The 17,571-nt window shown below is 32.7% G+C and carries 16 protein-coding genes and 1 pseudogene; 6 read left to right on the forward strand and 11 right to left on the reverse strand.

Annotation, left to right across the window (positions count from 1 at the left end):
• Positions 1 to 34: 34 nt before the first annotated feature.
• The 7 genes and pseudogenes from AC3VI6_RS09675 to rlmH all read right to left on the reverse strand — a co-directional run bounded on the left by AC3VI6_RS09675 (position 35) and on the right by rlmH (position 6,510).
• Positions 35 to 1,204, reverse strand: coding sequence for a histidine decarboxylase (locus AC3VI6_RS09675; protein WP_497706011.1), 1,170 nt, complete (start codon positions 1,202 to 1,204; stop codon positions 35 to 37).
• A gap of 231 nt (positions 1,205 to 1,435) precedes the next feature.
• A pseudogene (locus tag AC3VI6_RS09680) lies at positions 1,436 to 2,475 on the reverse strand (M28 family metallopeptidase).
• A 66-nt stretch (positions 2,476 to 2,541) separates the two neighbouring features.
• Positions 2,542 to 3,339, reverse strand: a complete 798-nt coding sequence (locus tag AC3VI6_RS09685; RefSeq protein ID WP_497706012.1) for an ABC transporter ATP-binding protein — start codon at positions 3,337 to 3,339, stop codon at positions 2,542 to 2,544.
• 6 nt (positions 3,340 to 3,345) lie between these two features.
• On the reverse strand, positions 3,346 to 4,377 hold the full coding sequence (locus tag AC3VI6_RS09690; RefSeq protein ID WP_497706013.1) for a FecCD family ABC transporter permease: 1,032 nt from the start codon (positions 4,375 to 4,377) through the stop codon (positions 3,346 to 3,348).
• Complete coding sequence (locus AC3VI6_RS09695) at positions 4,378 to 4,956, reverse strand: non-canonical purine NTP diphosphatase (RefSeq protein WP_497706014.1); 579 nt, start codon at positions 4,954 to 4,956, stop codon at positions 4,378 to 4,380. It lies immediately after the preceding gene.
• A 137-nt stretch (positions 4,957 to 5,093) separates the two neighbouring features.
• The gene (locus tag AC3VI6_RS09700) at positions 5,094 to 5,945 is read right to left on the reverse strand and encodes a hypothetical protein (RefSeq protein ID WP_497706015.1); all 852 of its coding nucleotides are present in this window, start codon (positions 5,943 to 5,945) and stop codon (positions 5,094 to 5,096) included.
• Positions 5,946 to 6,036: 91 nt separating this feature from the next.
• Positions 6,037 to 6,510, reverse strand: coding sequence for a 23S rRNA (pseudouridine(1915)-N(3))-methyltransferase RlmH (rlmH, locus tag AC3VI6_RS09705; protein ID WP_497706016.1), 474 nt, complete (start codon positions 6,508 to 6,510; stop codon positions 6,037 to 6,039).
• Between the two features lie 163 nt (positions 6,511 to 6,673).
• On the opposite strand from rlmH, the gene nadC reads away from it, so the two are divergent.
• The 6 genes from nadC (at position 6,674) to folE (ending at position 13,487) form a co-directional block, all read left to right on the forward strand.
• Positions 6,674 to 7,534: a carboxylating nicotinate-nucleotide diphosphorylase gene (gene nadC / locus AC3VI6_RS09710; protein ID WP_497706017.1), complete on the forward strand. Its 861-nt coding sequence runs from the start codon at positions 6,674 to 6,676 to the stop codon at positions 7,532 to 7,534.
• A gap of 16 nt (positions 7,535 to 7,550) precedes the next feature.
• Positions 7,551 to 9,653 (forward strand): M3 family metallopeptidase, encoded by a 2,103-nt coding sequence (locus tag AC3VI6_RS09715; RefSeq protein ID WP_497706018.1) that lies wholly within the window; start codon positions 7,551 to 7,553, stop codon positions 9,651 to 9,653.
• The gene (locus AC3VI6_RS09720) at positions 9,654 to 10,223 is read left to right on the forward strand and encodes a pentapeptide repeat-containing protein (RefSeq protein ID WP_497706019.1); all 570 of its coding nucleotides are present in this window, start codon (positions 9,654 to 9,656) and stop codon (positions 10,221 to 10,223) included.
• A gap of 67 nt (positions 10,224 to 10,290) precedes the next feature.
• Positions 10,291 to 11,226: a YihY/virulence factor BrkB family protein gene (locus AC3VI6_RS09725; protein WP_274634850.1), complete on the forward strand. Its 936-nt coding sequence runs from the start codon at positions 10,291 to 10,293 to the stop codon at positions 11,224 to 11,226.
• 155 nt (positions 11,227 to 11,381) lie between these two features.
• Positions 11,382 to 12,746 carry a histidine--tRNA ligase gene (gene hisS, locus AC3VI6_RS09730; RefSeq protein WP_497706020.1) on the forward strand — a complete coding sequence of 455 codons (1,365 nt, stop codon included), beginning with the start codon at positions 11,382 to 11,384 and terminating at the stop codon, positions 12,744 to 12,746.
• A 72-nt stretch (positions 12,747 to 12,818) separates the two neighbouring features.
• Complete coding sequence (gene folE, locus AC3VI6_RS09735) at positions 12,819 to 13,487, forward strand: GTP cyclohydrolase I FolE (protein WP_408035055.1); 669 nt, start codon at positions 12,819 to 12,821, stop codon at positions 13,485 to 13,487.
• Positions 13,488 to 13,748: 261 nt separating this feature from the next.
• Here the strand turns inward: folE and AC3VI6_RS09740 are convergent, their stop codons facing one another.
• The 4 genes from AC3VI6_RS09740 to mtaB are packed head-to-tail and all read right to left on the reverse strand — an operon-like array spanning position 13,749 to position 17,475.
• A complete protein-coding gene (locus AC3VI6_RS09740; protein WP_497706022.1) occupies positions 13,749 to 14,651 on the reverse strand; it encodes a lytic transglycosylase domain-containing protein in 903 nt (300 codons plus the stop codon).
• Positions 14,652 to 14,688: 37 nt separating this feature from the next.
• Complete coding sequence (locus AC3VI6_RS09745; RefSeq protein WP_435254459.1) at positions 14,689 to 15,354, reverse strand: alpha/beta hydrolase family protein; 666 nt, start codon at positions 15,352 to 15,354, stop codon at positions 14,689 to 14,691.
• Positions 15,354 to 16,103, reverse strand: a complete 750-nt coding sequence (locus tag AC3VI6_RS09750) for a DUF6438 domain-containing protein (RefSeq protein ID WP_497706023.1) — start codon at positions 16,101 to 16,103, stop codon at positions 15,354 to 15,356. Before AC3VI6_RS09750 ends, AC3VI6_RS09745 begins: the two co-directional genes overlap by 1 nt.
• Positions 16,104 to 16,140: 37 nt before the next feature.
• Positions 16,141 to 17,475, reverse strand: coding sequence for a tRNA (N(6)-L-threonylcarbamoyladenosine(37)-C(2))-methylthiotransferase MtaB (mtaB, locus tag AC3VI6_RS09755; protein ID WP_497706024.1), 1,335 nt, complete (start codon positions 17,473 to 17,475; stop codon positions 16,141 to 16,143).
• Positions 17,476 to 17,571: the final 96 nt, after the last annotated feature.

A 17,571-nucleotide genomic window follows, 5' to 3' on the forward strand; every position in this document is an offset into this window, starting at 1 on the left:
AGGAATTCTTAGCGTTTTTTGTTTTGTTAGGGCTCTAACTTAATGAAAAATCATAGGAAAACTCTTCTTCAATAATTTGTTCGGTGCAATTTTTTAAATCGCTTACAAATTCATCAATCTGTGCTTTTGTTACATTGGGCATACAAATTACATGAGAAATAGCTCCTTCGGTAGCTAATTGCCATTTGTCTTTTATACTTTTCGGAGTTTTTGGTAACACCACAGTAATCGCATTTGGGTTTCTCCAAGCATTTACTCCAATTTTTTGTAATTCAGCTTCGCAATATTCAGCAACAGCTAAACTACGCTCGTAACGTTGCTGTAAACCTTCAATTCCTAATTGCTTTAAGGCATACCATAAGAATAAAGGAGAATGGCCATTACGAGAACCTGTAATGGTAGTATCAAACGAACCGATATAAGAAATACCCTTGGCAATTCTATCTCTGTTAGATCGTTTAGCCATTAATACTCCAGTAGGAATAGGGGAGCCTATAAATTTATGTCCACTGATAGAAATACTATCTGCACCATCCATAAAGTCAAAAGGTAAACGAGGCTGCATAAACGGACCAAATGATCCAGCCAAAGCAGCATCACAGTGAATATAATGGTCTTGAATAGCGAGGTTGCTTAAAATTCCTTTAATTTTAGCTATATCGTCTTTTGCTTCTTTCATAGTTGTCCCAAAAGTTGCCAACACGATTACTGGCTTATGACGATTCATACGAACAGTATTTTCAAAATCTTCATAATCCATTTCACCATTTTCTTGCGATTTAATTACAATACTTGGGATGTTTAATAAATGGATATTCTTTCGAACACTGTAATGCGTAGACTCAGAATAGTATACCATGGCTTTAGGAAACAATTCGCGAGCGATATACAATCCGTATAAATTACTTTCAGAACCACCGTTGGTTACATATCCCCAAAAATCTTTCGGATTTGCTCTGAATAACTTAGCGAAAAAGGCGATAACCTCACGTTCCATTTCATGAGTTTGTACGCGGTAAGTACCTTGCTCAAAAGGATCACCAAGGTTGTTAATTGGATATTGAAAGAATTTATTTAGTTCAGAATAGTCAAAATCTTTAGATACAGGATACCCTAAAAAAGTATCACGAGCAGTACTTAGTTCTTGCTCTAGTTTATGTAATTTCTCTTGATTTTCTACTGATAATTTTTGCTCGTTTGCCATGAGTGAAATTTTAAGCGCGCAAAAGTATATTAAACAATAGTATTTGTCATTTAAAATATTAAAAGTTAGATTATTTTTCTAATAAAAATATTTTAACCGTTAAATAATCGGTTTTGAGCTCTTGATGCTAGTTTTTAATGAAGGATTTTAATCTGAGTTAATAGTTAAGTATAAAAAAAGCTCATCAATTTGATGAGCTTTTATAACTTGTAATTTAAATTTGGATAGACCTTAGTTTGCTGCTTTATCAACAACAAGTCGATTTTCACGGTTGGCAACTTCCCAAGCAGTATGAAAAACTAAACGAGTTCTTTTTTCTAACATTTCGTAGTTAATCTTGTCAGGAGTGTCGGTTGGTCTGTGATAGTCGTCATGTGTTCCGTTAAAGTAAAAAATAACAGGAATATTATGCTTTGCAAAGTTATAATGGTCTGAACGATAGTAAAAACGGTTAGGGTCATTATCATCGTTATATTTATAGTCTAAGTTAATATTAGTGTACTTTTTATTCATTGCTTCAGAAACGTTATGCAATTCAGTACTTAGCTTGTCTGCTCCAATTAAATATATATAGTTCGGATTTCCTTTATGGTGATCGTCAACTCTACCAATCATATCCATATTTAGGTTGGTAACTGTATTCGCTAATGGAAAAATTGGGTTTTCAGAATAGTATTTAGATCCTAATAATCCTTTTTCTTCTCCAGTAACGTGTAAAAATAAGATAGAACGTTTTGGGCAGCTTTACCAGCATCAGCAGCTTGTTTAAAAGCTTCAGCAATTTCTAAAATAGCGACTGTTCCAGAACCGTCGTCATCAGCACCGTTGTAGATTTCACCATTTTTAACTCCTTCATGGTCTAAGTGCGCTGAAATAACAATTATTTCTTCTGGTTTTTCAGAGCCTTTGATGTAAGCAAGAACGTTTTCAGAATCTTTTAAAATGATTCCTCTACGGTTATTACTTAAGTATTCAGAAGGTACTTCTTGATAATAATCATCGCCACCTAGCGGAGAAGCAATTCCTTGACTTACGTAGAAATCTTTTAAATATTTTACTGCTTTTTTTTGCCCAGGTTCACCAGTATTTCTTCCTTCAAATTCATCCGAAGCATAAATAAACAAGTGCTTACCTAAGTCTTTAGCAGTAATGGTTTTGGCGTATTTAGCAGCAAAATCAGTGGTAGTATCATTGTCAGTGCTAGCTGTGTCTTTGCTAGAACCACATGCTACCAATGCAATTGCACCTGCCATGTAAAGTAATTTTTTCATCAATAATTAAGGTTTGTTTAGTTTGATTAGTTTCCAAATGTAACAAATTGTTACAGGGATTCAAATTTAATTTTTCTTAATAACGAATTGTTCTAACGTTTTGTTAAAACTTATAAGTTCTTTCGGAAAAAGTTTTTCAAAAGCATTTTGCTCAATCAATTCCTGAGAAGTTCCAGTATATAATTGATCTTCCAAAAGTAAGATAAACTCATCAGCTAACTGAATAGCTAGGTTTATTTCGTGTGTAGAAATGATGATAGTTTTACCAGTGTTTTTTACTAGTTTTTTCAGCAATGAAAACACTTTAAAAGTATGGTGTATGTCTAGGTGAGCAGTAGGTTCGTCTAAGATAATAATTTCGGTGTCTTGAGCTAAAGCTCGAGCAATTAATACACGTTGCAGTTGACCGTCACTTAACTCATAAAATCGTTTGTCTTTTATATGGGTGATTTCAGTTTGCTCAATAGCCCAAAGTATTTTTTTTAGGTGCTCTTGAGTAAGTTTGTCAATCCAGTTAGTATAAGGTTGTCGTCCCAATGCAACCAATTCAAAAACGGTAAGTTGACTTAAAGGTAAACGCTCGGTAAGTACTAAGCTTAAACAAGTTGAAAGTTCTTGATTTGAATAAGAAGAAAGTTCTTTTTGGTTAATTTTTACGATGCCTTTCAGTGGTTTTTGAACTTTAGAAAGCGTACGTAGTAAAGTAGATTTTCCAATTCCGTTTTTACCCAATAATGCAACAAATTTTCCTTTTTCAATTGCAATATTTATGTCTGATGCAATAACTGTTTGTTGCTTTTTTGATTGATAACCAATGGTTAATTGTTCAGTTTGTAGTACGGTATGTTTTTCAGTATTTATCAAAACGACTTATACGTATATTTTCTTTTTTCTAACGAGTAACCAAATTACAATAGGAGCTCCAAATAATGAGGTTATAGCATTAATAGGTAAAGTGTACTCACTCGTTGGTAACTGTGCTATGCAGTCGCAAATTAGTAAAACAATTGCTCCAATCAAAGCAGCGGAAGGGAGTAGTATTTTGTGGTTAGAGGTTGAAAATAACATTTTAGCTATATGTGGAACTGCTAACCCAACAAAGGCTATAGGACCAGAAAAAGCGGTGATAACCCCAGTAAGAATACTTGTAATTAGTAAAATGATGTTTCTGCTTCTTTTAATGTTTATTCCCAGACTTTGTGCGTAATTTTCACCTAAAAGAAAACTGTTTAAAGGTTTTATAACCGAAAAAGTCCCAAGGATACCTACAAGATAAATAAGGCCAAAAATAGAAAGTTCTTCCCAAGTTAGGTTCCCTAAACTTCCAAAGCTCCAAAACAGGTATTGTTGTATTTGTTCAGCTTGACTAAAAAAGGCCAGTACACTAATTACTGCTGATGTTAAAGAGCCAAACATTAATCCAATAATAAGTATAGACATGGTGTTTCTAACCCTATTAGCAGCAATAATCACCGCAGAGAGTACAAAAAATGACCCGATACTAGCAGCAATTGCCAAAGCCCAATTAGAAAACATTGATGTTAAAAAGAAACCTCCAAAAAAGCTGGCTCCTAAAATAAGTAATGCAACACCTAAACTAGCACCAGAAGAAATACCTAAAACAAAAGGACCTGCTAGTGGGTTTCTAAATAAAGTTTGCATTAATAAACCACTTATAGATAAGCCAGATCCTACTAAAATTGCAGTAATAGCTTTTGGTAAGCGATAGCTTATAATAATGGTTTCCCAACTACTTTTTGATGCAACACCTCCTGATAATAAGTTGAAAATTTCTTTTATGGGGATAGAAACAGAACCTAAACTAATATTGGTAATAAATAAAATAACCAGTAGTACAAACAGGAGTGTAAAATGTGTTGTGTATGTTTTTGATACGTCCAACTAGCTCATCGATTTTAGAAATGAAACTAATTGCTGAATAGCTAATCCTCTATGGCTAATTTTGTTTTTTTCTTCTGCGGTCATTTCAGCAAAAGACTTCTTATAACTTTCAGGTTGAAAAATAGGGTCGTAGCCAAAACCTTGTTCACCTTGTTTTTCAGATAGAATTTTTCCCTTACATACGCCGTCAAATAAAAATTGTTCTCCGTTTAAGTTTAAACAAATCGAGGTTCTAAACTGAGCGTCTCTATTAGTTTGGTTGTGTAATTCGTTTAAGAGTTTTTGCATGTTGCTCTCTGCATTGGTAGGTTCACCTGCATATCGTGCAGAATATACTCCAGGAGCCCCGTTTAAAGCAGAAACTTCTAAACCTGTGTCATCAGCAAAACAGTTGTAACCGTATTTTTCGCTAATGTGATTGGCTTTAATTTGAGCATTTCCTTCTAAGGTTGTCGCTGTTTCTTCAATATCATCAAAACAGTTGATATCTTTTAAAGAAAGTAACTCGATAGTAGTAGGAAGCATTTTTTGTACTTCAGCAAGCTTATTTAGGTTGTTAGTAGCAAAAACTAATTTCATGTATTGGTAATTAACTAAAGCAAATGTATTCAATTTTTATCATCTTTACTGTTGTTTTTCTTATTTGTAGAAGGAATACAGTTGCATAAAGCGTTCACATAGAAAAAATAAAAAAGAGGCTTTAAAGCCTCTTTTTTTTATCCTTTAATTTTTGACAATTCAAGTTTTTTAGCGTCTATTTCGTTTTCTGTTTTAAGTAAACGAGTTTCGATTTGGCTGATGATAGCTTCTTTTCGTTCGATACTTTCTTTAGAAGTAGAAGCGTCTTTTTTAGCTTCTTCTAGTTTAGATTTCATTTTTGCTAAACCTTCTTTTCCACTAATCAAAATTTCTTCATTAATACTAATATCATCTTCAAGATCACTTATTAATGTGTTTTTCTCTTTGCTAATGTTTTGCTCCTTAGCCTTAATTTGATTGCTTAATTGTTTTAATTTCTCTTCTTCTAAACGTAAAGCTTCTTGTTCTTTTAAGTAAGCAAGTTCTCTAGCTTTTCTTTCTTCGTCTAATTTTTTACGAGCATCTTCTAATTGTTGCTTTTGTATAAGAATTTCTTTTTGCTCACTACTAATGTTGTCTTCGTATACAATACTTGTGTTTTGAGCAGGAGTTTCAGTCTTTTCTGTTGTAGGTTGCTCTTTTTTTAGTTTTCTAGCTAGTTTTTTTTCAAGAGAGGCTAAATCTTGTTTGTGTAAATCAATTTGAGAATTTAATTTGGTAAGTCTTCGTTGCATATTTGCAACAATTTTTTCTTTTCTCTCTACTTCTTCTTTTGTGGCTTTTTTACTTTTCTTAAAGTTTTCTAAGTTTGCTTTTACACGTTTTAAAGCGCTAACGCCACTCATTAAAATTTCTTCATTAGCACTAATTTGATTTTTCTTGTGTTTAACCTGAGTCTTTAACGTTTTAACGTCACTTTGCGCATAAATTTGTTGTGAGCAAATAAAGGTTATAAAGAAGATAGATGCTAATATTCTTAATGTTTTCATATTTAATAAGTTTAATTTTTTGGGGCGCAAAAGTACAGCTTATTACTAAAAGAACATTGCTTTATATGGCTTTTTTGAAAAAGGAAATAATTTACTCGTGATGATACGGTTCGTTACGAAGAATGGTAAATCCGCGATAAATTTGTTCCACAATAAATAAGCGGATCATTTGATGAGAAAAGGTCATTTTTGATAACGATAATTTTCCTTGTGCTTTAGTATACACAGCATCAGAAAAACCATAAGGACCGCCAATAACTAATACTAATTGTTTAATGCCAGAATTCATTTTCTTTTGTAGATATTCGGAAAACTCCATAGAAGTATGTTGTTTTCCTTTGTCGTCTAATAAAACTAGTTGGTCGGTAGCTTGTAGTTTAGATAGAATTAATTTTCCTTCTTTTTCTTTTTGCTGAGGCTCGCTTAAGTTTTTAACATTTTTAATATCAGGAATAATTTCCAACTCAAACTTTACATAATGTTTTAATCGGTTTTGATATTCGTCAATTAATTGCTGTAACTGCTTATTGTCAGTTTTACCTATGGCGAGTAGTTTTATTTTCATAATGTCACTTCGAGTGATTTTCGATTTTAAGAGAAAATTATATCGAGAAGTTTTGATATCGCAATGTTCTCGATACAAATTTATTCGTTTTTAACTCATAAATTCACTCGAACCGACAGAAAGTTTAAAATCATTAGTATTTTTACGTCAATAATTCAATACTATGATTTCACAAGAACAATTTAATAAAGAGCTAGATTTAATTATAGCAAATGCTATTAGAGAAGATATAGGCGATGGTGATCATACCTCATTATCATGCATACCTTCCGATGCAACAGGAAAAGCAAAATTATTAGTAAAAGACGAAGGTATAATAGCCGGAGTAGAATTTGCTAAAATGGTGTTTGCTTATGTGGATCCTGAGTTAGAAGTTGAAACATTAATAAATGATGGTGAAAAAGTGAAGTATGGAGATATTGTTTTTTATGTATCAGGAAAATCGCAGTCTATTTTAATGGCAGAACGTTTGGTGTTAAATGCAATGCAACGTATGAGTGCTATTGCAACCAAAACTAAGTTTTTTGCTGATTTGTTAGAAGGAACCAAAACCAAAGTGTTAGACACTCGTAAAACCACACCAGGAATCCGTGCTTTAGAAAAATGGGCGGTAAAAATAGGTGGTGGTGAAAACCATCGATTTGCTTTATACGATATGGTAATGATTAAAGACAATCACATCGATTTTGCTGGAGGCATTACTCAAGCAATTACGAAAACTAAGAAGTATTTAGCTGAAAAAGGGCTGGATATTAAAATAATTGTAGAAGCACGTAGCCTAGAAGAAATTGAAGAGATTTTACAAAACGAAGGTGTGTACAGAATTTTGATAGACAACTTTAACTATGAAGATACCCGTAAAGCAGTTGAGTTGATTGGTGATACATGTTTAACAGAATCTTCAGGAGGAATTAACGAAAAAACCATTCGTAAGTATGCAGAATGCGGAGTTGATTTTATCTCATCAGGAGCCTTAACACATTCGGTTTACAATATGGATTTAAGCTTAAAAGCAGTCGAATAATATAACTTAATTTATCATGAAAAAACAACTATTACTCATAGCAACGCTAGTAGTAGCTATGTCGTGTAAAACAGAAGGAACAAAAAAAGAAACCACTTCGAATATGGTAGAAAATCCATTATTAGTAAAAAGTTCTTTAGATTTTGGAGCACCAGATTTTACTAAAATAAAGAACGAACACTTTATGCCTGCAATTTTAAAAGGTATGGAAGTTCAAAATGAAGAGATTGCTAAAATTGTAGCAAACACTGAAGCGCCAACTTTTGAAAATACAATTGTAGCGTTAGAGGAAAGTAGTAAAACATTAGACAATGCTACATCGGTTTTTTATGCATTAGCAGGAGCTCATACAAACGACACGATTAAAGAAAATCAAAAAGAATTAGCGCCTAAGTTTTCTAAACACAACGATGAAATTTTATTAAACACTAAGTTGTTTGAAAAAATTAAAGCGATTCACGAAAATGTAGAAAATTTAGAGTTGGATGCTGAGTCTAAACACTTGGTAAAAGAGTATTACAAAAACTTTGTAAAAGCAGGAGCTAACTTATCTGAAGAAAAGAAAAACGAGTTAAAAAAAATCAATGCTGAGTTAGCAAGTTTATCTAACGACTTCGGAAAAAAGTTATTAGATGCTAGTAAAAAAGGAGGTTTAACAGTTACCGATAAAGAGCAGTTAAAAGGACTTTCAGAAGAAACAATTAAAGGTTTAGAAAAAGACGGAAAGTATGAAATCCAACTGATTAATACTACACAACAACCGTTATTACAAACTTTAGAAAATAGAGAAGTTCGTAAAGAATTGTTTGAAAAATCTATTCACAGAACTGACGCAGGTGAGTACAACACAAGCGACTTGGTAAAGAAAATGGCTTTGTTACGTGCTAAAAAGGCGCAAATTTTAGGTTTTGACAACTTTGCAAGTTGGAGTTTACAAGGAACAATGGCATCTACACCAGATAAAGTTTTTGAAATGTTCAACGGATTAATTCCGGGGTCGTTAGCAAAAGTAGCAGCTGAAACGAAAGAAATTCAAGCAGAAATCAACAAAGAAGGAAACGATTTTACTTTAGCACCATACGATTGGAATCATTTTGCTGAAAAAGTACGTAAGTCTAAATACAACTTAAACGAAGATGAGGTAAAACCATACTTTGAGTTAACCAACGTATTAGAAAAAGGAGTGTTTTATGCGGCTACAAAATTATACGGAATCACCTTTAAAAAACGTACCGATATTCCTACCTATCACCCAGATGTAGTAGTGTATGAAATCTTTGAAGAAGACGGAAGCAAGTTAGGATTATTCTACGGAGATTTCTTTGCAAGAGACAGTAAGCGCGGTGGCGCGTGGATGGGAGCTTTTGTAAAACAATCGAAATTAAGAGGACAAAAACCAGTAATTTACAATGTTTGTAACTACCCTAAACCAGCAGAAGGAGAACCAGCATTAATCAGCTTTGATAATGTAGAAACTACCTTCCATGAGTTCGGACACGCGTTACACGGTTTATTCGGAAATCAAAAATATGCATCAATTTCAGGAACAAGTACGGCAAGAGATTTTGTTGAGTTTCCATCGCAATTCAATGAAAACTGGTCAACACATCCAGAGGTGTTAAATAACTATGCTTTACATTATAAAACAGGAGAAGTGATTCCAGATGCGTTATTACAAAAAATTAAGAATGCAGGAACGTTCAATCAAGGGTATTCAATTATTGAAAACTTAGCATCTTCTAATTTAGATATGCAATGGCACACCATATCAGCAGATACGAACATTGAAGATGTAGCTAAATTTGAAGAAGAAGCATTAGCTAAAATGAAGTTGAAGATTGATGAGGTGCCACCAAGATATCGATCAACATATTTCGCGCATATTTTTAGCGGAGGATACGGTGCAGGGTACTACTCGTATTTATGGACAGAAATGTTAAGTCACGATGCGTACGATTGGTTTAAAAACAACGGATTGTTAACCAGAGAAAACGGTCAGAAGTTTAGAGAACAAATCTTATCGAAAGGAAATACGATGGACTATGCAGAAATGTATAAAGTTTTTGCAGGAAGAGATCCACAAGCTGAACCAATGTTAAAAGCGAGAGGATTACAATAAATGAATGATTTCTTTGACAACGAAACATTTACAAAAGTTGATTTCACACTAACAAAAATCAACAAAGGAGAATATGACAGCTGTACGTTCGAGAATTGCAATTTTGAGAACGTACATGCTTCAAATATTGAATTTTTAGAGTGTGAGTTTATCAACTGTAATTTTAGCAATACAGTGGTAGACCACACTTCTTTTAAAGATTGCACTTTTGAAAATTGTAAAATGGTTGGGGTAAAGTTTAATGAATGCAACAACTTTTTGCTAGAAATGAATTTTCATAACTGCCAACTAAACTTATCTTCTTTTTACCAATTAAAAATTCCCGCTACAAAATTTGTAAATTGTAATCTGCAAGAAGTAGATTTTACGGAAACTGATGTAAACAAAAGTCTTTTTGAAGAGTGTGATTTAAAAGGAGCAATTTTTGAGCAAACGAATTTAGAAAAAGCAGACTTTACAACTGCCACTAATTTTGCTATCGATCCTGAAAGCAATAGGGTTAAAAAAGCGAAATTTTCTAATGAGAATATTGCAGGATTATTGTATAAGTATGATATTGTGGTGGAGTAAAGTTTGAAAGTGAAAAAGAAAAATTAAAAGCTAATAGCATAGAGCCAAAAGCCAACAGCTAACGAAAATGACAAAACCAATAGAAGATAACCTTGAAAAGATTCCAGTAATAAACAGGTTGGTAGCCTTTGGAAAGAAAATTAAAATTCCGGGGTTAGAAGGAATGTCTTTGTATGATGTACTCGAAATGTATGTTATTGGTATTGTAAAAGGAGCGCTAACTACTAGAGCAGGAGGAATTGCTTTTAGTTTCTTTATGGCAATTTTTCCGTTTTTACTATTCATTTTAACACTCATTCCATACATCCCGATTGAAGGTTTTCAAGAAGGGCTACTTTCATTAATGCAAGAAGCATTGCCACCTAAAACCTTTGAAGCGGTAGATTTTGTGATTAAAGATATTATTAACAATCAATATGGCGGATTATTATCGTTTGGTTTCTTTGCTTCTATTTTTTTAATGACAAATGGTGTAAACGCCATTTTTGGCGGATTTGAATATTCGTACCATGTCAAAGAAATGAGAAGTGTTTTTAAAGCCTATTTTATTTCTTTAGGCGTATCGTTACTTATGTCTTTTTTCTTAATCGTTACCGTAACGTTGATTATTTTTTATCAAATAGCGTTGACAAGAATCCATAAGTTTGGGTGGTTAAATACAGGAGATTTAGATTTGTTTTACTACGGAAGAGGTTTCTTGTTTCTTGTAATGATTTTTACCATTGTATCGCTACTCTTTAGATACGGAACCAAACAGGGTAAAGATGTAAAATTCTTTTCTCCAGGAGCTATTTTAACGACTGTTGTTTCGATGTTTACATTCTACTTATTCGGAATTTATGTGGTGAAATTTGCTCAGTATAACCAATTATATGGTTCAATAGGAACCTTATTAATTTTGATGCTTTTTGTATGGTTAAACGCAATTATTCTGCTTCTAGGTTTTGAGTTAAATGCTACGATTTACCGTTTAAAGCGTAAAAATAAAGCGAGAGCTAAATAATATTTTTCTTCATATTTTTTCGGATATTTGCAGGCTAAAACGCAAATCAAATTAGGAATTAACAATTACAAATTGTCAATTAATTCATAATTATAAATATACTTTAGTACTTAGTGTAACTAACGACTAAGAGCTAACGACTAAAAACTAATAAAATGAAACCAGGAATCCCAAAAGGAACAAGAGATTTTTCATCAACAGAAGTAGCAAAAAGAAATTACATTTTTAATACGATTAAACATTCGTTTGAAAATTTCGGATTTCAACCTATTGAAACGCCAAGTTTTGAAAATTCTGAAACTTTAATGGGGAAATATGGTGAAGAAGGAGATCGTTTAATTTTTAAAATTTTAAATTCTGGTGATTATTTAAAGAAAGTAGATGAAAACTTATTGGCAGATAAAAACAGTCAAAAAGTTACTTCAAAAATTTCTGAAAAAGCATTACGTTACGATTTAACAGTACCGTTTGCACGTTACGTAGTTCAACACCAAAACGAAATTACATTCCCGTTTAAACGTTACCAAATTCAACCAGTTTGGAGGGCAGATAGACCACAAAAAGGGCGTTTCCGTGAGTTTTATCAATGTGATGCCGATGTGGTAGGAAGTACTTCATTATGGCAAGAAGTTGAATTTGTTCAATTATATGATACTGTTTTTAGTAAGTTAGGATTAAAAGGTACGACTATCAAAATCAATAACCGAAAAATCTTATCAGGAATTGCTGAGGTAATTGGTGCATCAGACAAATTAATAGATTTTACAGTAGCTTTAGATAAGTTAGATAAAATAGGAAAAGACGGTGTGGTTAAGGAGATGTTGGAGAAAGGAATTTCTGCTGAAGCCATTGAAAAAGTTGATCCGTTATTTAACTTTTCAGGAAGTAATCAAGATAAGTTAGCTTCTTTAGAGGCTATGTTACAAGGATCGGAAGAAGGTTTACAAGGAGTGGCTGATTTAAGAACTGTGGTTGATAGTGTTGAAAGCATTGGGTTAGATTCTGCAAGTTTAGAATTAGATGTAACCTTAGCTCGCGGATTGAACTATTACACAGGTGCTATTTACGAAGTAGCAGCGCCAGAAGGTGTAAAAATGGGATCTATCGGAGGTGGAGGTCGTTATGATGACTTAACAGGAATCTTCGGGTTAAAAGACGTTTCTGGAGTAGGAATTTCTTTCGGATTAGACAGAATCTACTTAGTAATGGAAGAATTAGGTCTGTTTGAAGCTGTAGAATTGCCAAAACCTAAAGTATTGTTTTTAAATTTTGATAAAAACGAGAGTTTAGAAAAGGTAAAAATCATAAAAACATTACGTAGTAATGACATAAAGGCAGAGATGTATCCTGATATTGCAACTAGTAATAATCAACAAAAAAAGCAGTGGAAATACGCTATAAATAGAGAAATTGAGTTTGTAGTAACAACTGTTGAAAACGGTACACTTGTTGTTAAAGATATGGTGGTTGGAGAGCAAACTACTTGTTCTTTAGACGAATTGATAAATAAAGTGCAGTAAATTACCAACAATGTTGTAAATTTGCGCCCTATTAATTTTTAGATAGAAATGTTTGAAGTGAACAGCAACAAAATGAATGACGATAGAATAGACGAAATAGGAGAGAACCACATCGGTACATCGGCAAAAACACCTTTACGTGCAGATGCTTTCGATATTTCTGACAAAGAAAAAATTGAAAAAATTCAAGAGAGTGTTAGAGAAATTCTTGAAACTTTAGGAATGGATTTAACAGACGATAGTATGAAAGGTACTCCTAAAAGAGTAGCTAAAGCTTTCGTGAATGAGTTGTTTATGGGATTAAATCCTGAAAACAAACCAGAGCCTTCTACATTTGACAATACCTATAAGTATGGTGAAATGTTAGTTGAAAAAAATATCATCGTGTACTCAACTTGTGAGCATCACTTATTGCCAATTATTGGTAGAGCTCACGTGGCGTACATTTCAAATGGTAAAGTAATCGGTTTATCTAAAATGAATCGTATTGTAGAGTATTATGCTAAGCGTCCGCAAGTACAAGAGCGTTTAACGATGCAAGTAGTACAAGCAATGCAAGAAGCATTAGGAACGCAAGATGTTGCTTGTGTTATTGATGCTAAACATTTATGTGTTAACTCACGTGGTATTAAAGATATTGAAAGTAGTACAGTAACTGCTGAGTTTGGTGGAGCATTTAAAAACAAAGAAACCAAACGTGAATTTTTAGATTACATAAAATTAAACACTGATTTTCAATAGAAAATAAGTTGTAAATAAACAACAAAGCGCATTCGAAAGAATGCGCTTTGTTGTTTTATGCTTTTGCTTTAAACCTCTTATATCCAGTAAAAAAGAAGAATAAACTAAAGATAATTTTTATACCTAAGTAAAAATATTTATCCGTCGTTGTCCAAGAGAAAAGCAACTTGTATATCTCTTTGTTTTCTAAAAATTGAGTAACACCATCAAATAGTATTACCAAACCAAAAACAAGATAAAAATAGGGCATTACTTTACTCATTATTGGACAGGGATTTTAATTTCGTATAATTTTCTACTCTTATTATTTAATTTGTTTTCTCTTAACCAAGAGTTGTGTAGTTTTAAATCTTTGTAAGTAGTACCAAACTTTTTAGCAAACAAAGCAATATCAGTAATCGCTGTGTCTACTTTTACAGTGTAGGTTTCAGGTAATGTGTATAAATCTTCTTTATCGAATGTGAAACCGTATTTTTCTGGATTTGAGATGATTTCTTTTAAGGCTAAAATTCTGAATACATATCGTTCAGTTTCGTCAGGTAATAAAGCATCGTAATAACTAGTTACTCCTTGCTCATCTAATCTTCTAGAAACACCGTAATTTCCTGCATTATAAGCTGCAGCAGCAAGTGTCCAAGAACCAAAACGTTCTTTTGATTTTTTTAAATACTCAGCCGCTACTTCTGTAGACTTTTCAATATGATAACGTTCGTCTACATTGTTGTTAATTTCTAATCCATATTCTCTACCTGTTTGCTTCATAAAGTGCCACATACCAGCAGCGCCCGCATGAGAAGTTTCATCGATAAAACCGCTTTCAGCTAAGGCTAAAAATTTAAAATCATCAGGTAAGCCATGTTTTTTTAACAATGGTTCTAAGATAGGAAAGTACTTATTGGCGCGTTTTATTAATAGTAATCCGTTTGATTGCCAATAGGTGTTTACTAATAATTCACGATCCATTCGTTCTTTAATGTCTGGTTTCTCTAACGGAACACGCTCACCTGCTAAATTTAAATTCTCAGGTAATTTTAAAGCTTTTACTTCGTAGGTTTCAGCTACACTTTTAATAGTTGGTTCGTTAGATTTACTAATAGTATTGGTAAATAAAATTCCTACGAATACTATAGTTATGATTGATAAAAAGCGGATTGACTTATTCATTTTTTTCTTTATTTTTTGTTGAAATTGGGTGTGGTATTTAATCTATCAAAAAACATTCCTTTTCTAAGATTTTAGAAATAGTTTTTGCTTTGTTCAGTATCATTACATGCGTACCATTCTCAATTTCAATAGAATTCTTAATATGTTTAATAGGAAAAACTTCGTCTTTTTTTCCGTGAATATGAGTTATATCTTTTAGTGGTTCTTTTTGCTGCCAATGTAACACGTTGTATATAGCCCATTGCAAATAATCTTTATCTCTTATCGATAAATATATTTTATAAAGCTCTGCTCGTTTTTTTAAATAATCATTGAAAAAATAGTGTTCGTAATTTTCAATATTAGCAATAACTTTTGAAGGGAAAAGTTTATAGGCTTTTGTTAGTTGAGCTAGTTTTAAACGTTTTGGAAGTTCTTTATTGCTTTTAATGCTAGAAATAATAATTACCTTTTTACAATCGATAATTTTACTCATTTCTTGCACCATAACTCCACCAAAAGAAACTCCCACTAAAATAGGGTTTTTATGTTGAATTTTAGCACACAAACGTTGCGCATATTCTTGAATAGTTTCATTAATAGAAGTTGGCATCAACCAATCTAAAAAATGCAATTCAAACTGTTCTTCTGGTAAAGAAATACGCTCAAATATTTTGGTGTTGGCAGCTAAACCAGGAACAAAATATAGGTGAGTTTTTGGCATTATTCTATGAATTTTTTGTCGAATAAAATGTCAGCTACGTATTCATTAATATCAATTAATTCGTCAGGAATGTTGTTCCATAAACGAATTTGAACTTGCTTTCCGTTATGAATAATATAAGTGCTGCCTAAATCTAAAACTTTAGGGTTATCGTACACTTCATTAAAACTTGCAAAATCTTTTTTATTGAGTTTTTCAGTAAGCTCTTGTAATTGATTATCGGTAAGAGTAAAACTTTGAGTTCCTTTTACGAGTACATAATCAATACCGTTATATACTACGTTTCCATCTTTATCAATCGAAACGCTATATGTAGGACACTCGCCAAAACACGGTGTTTTTCTAATTCTTAGTAATGAGTTTTTTTCTTCGGAAATGATCTTCGCTAACTTTTCTTCAGTATTGATGTCAACAGTTCTAAACTCTCCGCTCTCTTGTAATTTCCCTACCCAAAACTCACGTTTTCCTTCAGGAACTTTAACAATCCCAACTTTAGAAGCATCAGTTTCAAAAGCCATTTTGTTCCAAGTTAAACCGCTATTTTTCACAAGAGATTTAACATCGTCAATGCTTTTAGCATTGTTAAGAACAATGATTAGTTCGTTTTGAGGCGCAACAGGTTTTGTAGCTTTTTTTTCTTCTACGATTATTTCTTTTTCTGTTGGTTCTGTTAAGTTGGTTTCAGAACTTTTTTTAGGCATCCCACAAGAGATTCCTAAGGCTAAAAAAGAGTATAATACGTGTTTCATAGGTTGTTTTTGCTGATTTTGTAAACTAGTTGACAAGTTAAGCAATAACTTCAGCATCTACAAAATCAAAACGCACTAAACCATCTTCATCAATCTTAGTTAAAGTAACCTTATGTAGTGTGTTCACCAAGTCTGGATTCCAAGCGGCTTTTACTTTAACGTAGTTTTCGGTAAATCCGTGAATGTAGCCTTCTTTATTTTCACCTTCAAATAAAACAGTAAGTGTGTTTCCTATTTGACTTTCGTAGAAAGCTCTACGTTTTTTAACAGACAACCCGCGTAACATTTTACTACGTTTTGTACGTATATTTTTAGGTACGACACCATCCATTTCAACCGCTTCTGTATTCGGTCTTTCAGAATAGGTGAAAACGTGTAAATAAGAAATGTCCATTTCACTTAGGTAGTTGTAAGTTTCTAAGAAAAGTTCATCTGTTTCTCCTGGAAAACCAACAATAACATCAACACCAATACAAGCATTAGGCATTACTTCTTTAATTTTTGATACTCTATCTGTATAGACTTTGCGTAAATAACGACGCTTCATTTTCTTTAAAAGCGTGTCGCTTCCTGATTGTAATGGAATGTGAAAATGCGGAACAAAAGTATCTGAGTTAGAAACAAAATCAATCGTTTCATCTTTCAATAAGTTAGGTTCTATTGAAGAGATTCGTAAACGGTGAATTCCTTCAACTTTATCTAATGCTTGTACCAACTCTAAAAAGGTGTGCTCGTGTTTTTTATTTCCAAATTCACCTTTTCCATAGTCACCTATATTAACTCCAGTTAATACAATTTCTTTGATTCCTTTTTCTGAAATTTCTTTGGCATTTTTTAGTACATTTTCCAACGTATCACTACGAGAGATTCCACGAGCTAGAGGAATAGTACAATAGGTACATTTGTAATCGCAACCATCTTGTACTTTTAAAAAGGCACGGGTACGATCGCCAATAGAATACGAACCTACATAAAAATCAGCTTCTTCAATTTCACAAGAATGCACTTCACCAATTTCATTTTTGGTTAAGTCGTTAATGTAACTAGTTACATTAAATTTTTCAGTAGCTCCTAATACTAAATCAACACCATCAACCGCAGCTAACTCTTCTGGTTTCAATTGTGCATAACATCCAACGCCAATTACAAAAGCGTTTTCGTTTTGTTTTAAGGCAGACTTTACTATGGATTTAAAACGTTTATCAGCATTGTCAGTTACCGAGCACGTATTAATCACATATACATCTGCTTTTTCTTCAAATTCAACACGTTCAAAACCTTCGTTAACAAAGTTTCTAGCAATAGTTGAGGTTTCAGAAAAATTTAATTTACAACCTAACGTATAAAAAGCTACTTTTTTATCTGCATTCATCTTTTCTCTATCCTAAATAAAAAATAAAAGTCTTGTACAAGTCTTCAATTTTTTAGAAGTTCGTATAGTTTATTTAATCTGCTACTGTTTTTAACA

This window comes from Tenacibaculum sp. TB-56, assembly GCF_059716275.2.

Coding starts and splice junctions, on each gene's coding strand:
- AC3VI6_RS09675 (WP_497706011.1), bottom strand. CDS start 1,204: ATGGCAAACGAGCAAAAATTATCAGTAGAAAATCAAGAGAAATTACAT.
- AC3VI6_RS09695 (WP_497706014.1), bottom strand. CDS start 4,956: ATGAAATTAGTTTTTGCTACTAACAACCTAAATAAGCTTGCTGAAGTA.
- AC3VI6_RS09700 (WP_497706015.1), bottom strand. CDS start 5,945: ATGAAAACATTAAGAATATTAGCATCTATCTTCTTTATAACCTTTATT.
- rlmH (WP_497706016.1), bottom strand. CDS start 6,510: ATGAAAATAAAACTACTCGCCATAGGTAAAACTGACAATAAGCAGTTA.
- nadC (WP_497706017.1), top strand. CDS start 6,674: ATGATTTCACAAGAACAATTTAATAAAGAGCTAGATTTAATTATAGCA.
- AC3VI6_RS09715 (WP_497706018.1), top strand. CDS start 7,551: ATGAAAAAACAACTATTACTCATAGCAACGCTAGTAGTAGCTATGTCG.
- AC3VI6_RS09720 (WP_497706019.1), top strand. CDS start 9,654: ATGAATGATTTCTTTGACAACGAAACATTTACAAAAGTTGATTTCACA.
- AC3VI6_RS09725 (WP_274634850.1), top strand. CDS start 10,291: ATGACAAAACCAATAGAAGATAACCTTGAAAAGATTCCAGTAATAAAC.
- hisS (WP_497706020.1), top strand. CDS start 11,382: ATGAAACCAGGAATCCCAAAAGGAACAAGAGATTTTTCATCAACAGAA.
- folE (WP_408035055.1), top strand. CDS start 12,819: ATGAATGACGATAGAATAGACGAAATAGGAGAGAACCACATCGGTACA.
- AC3VI6_RS09740 (WP_497706022.1), bottom strand. CDS start 14,651: ATGAATAAGTCAATCCGCTTTTTATCAATCATAACTATAGTATTCGTA.
- AC3VI6_RS09745 (WP_435254459.1), bottom strand. CDS start 15,354: ATGCCAAAAACTCACCTATATTTTGTTCCTGGTTTAGCTGCCAACACC.
- AC3VI6_RS09750 (WP_497706023.1), bottom strand. CDS start 16,103: ATGAAACACGTATTATACTCTTTTTTAGCCTTAGGAATCTCTTGTGGG.
- mtaB (WP_497706024.1), bottom strand. CDS start 17,475: ATGAATGCAGATAAAAAAGTAGCTTTTTATACGTTAGGTTGTAAATTA.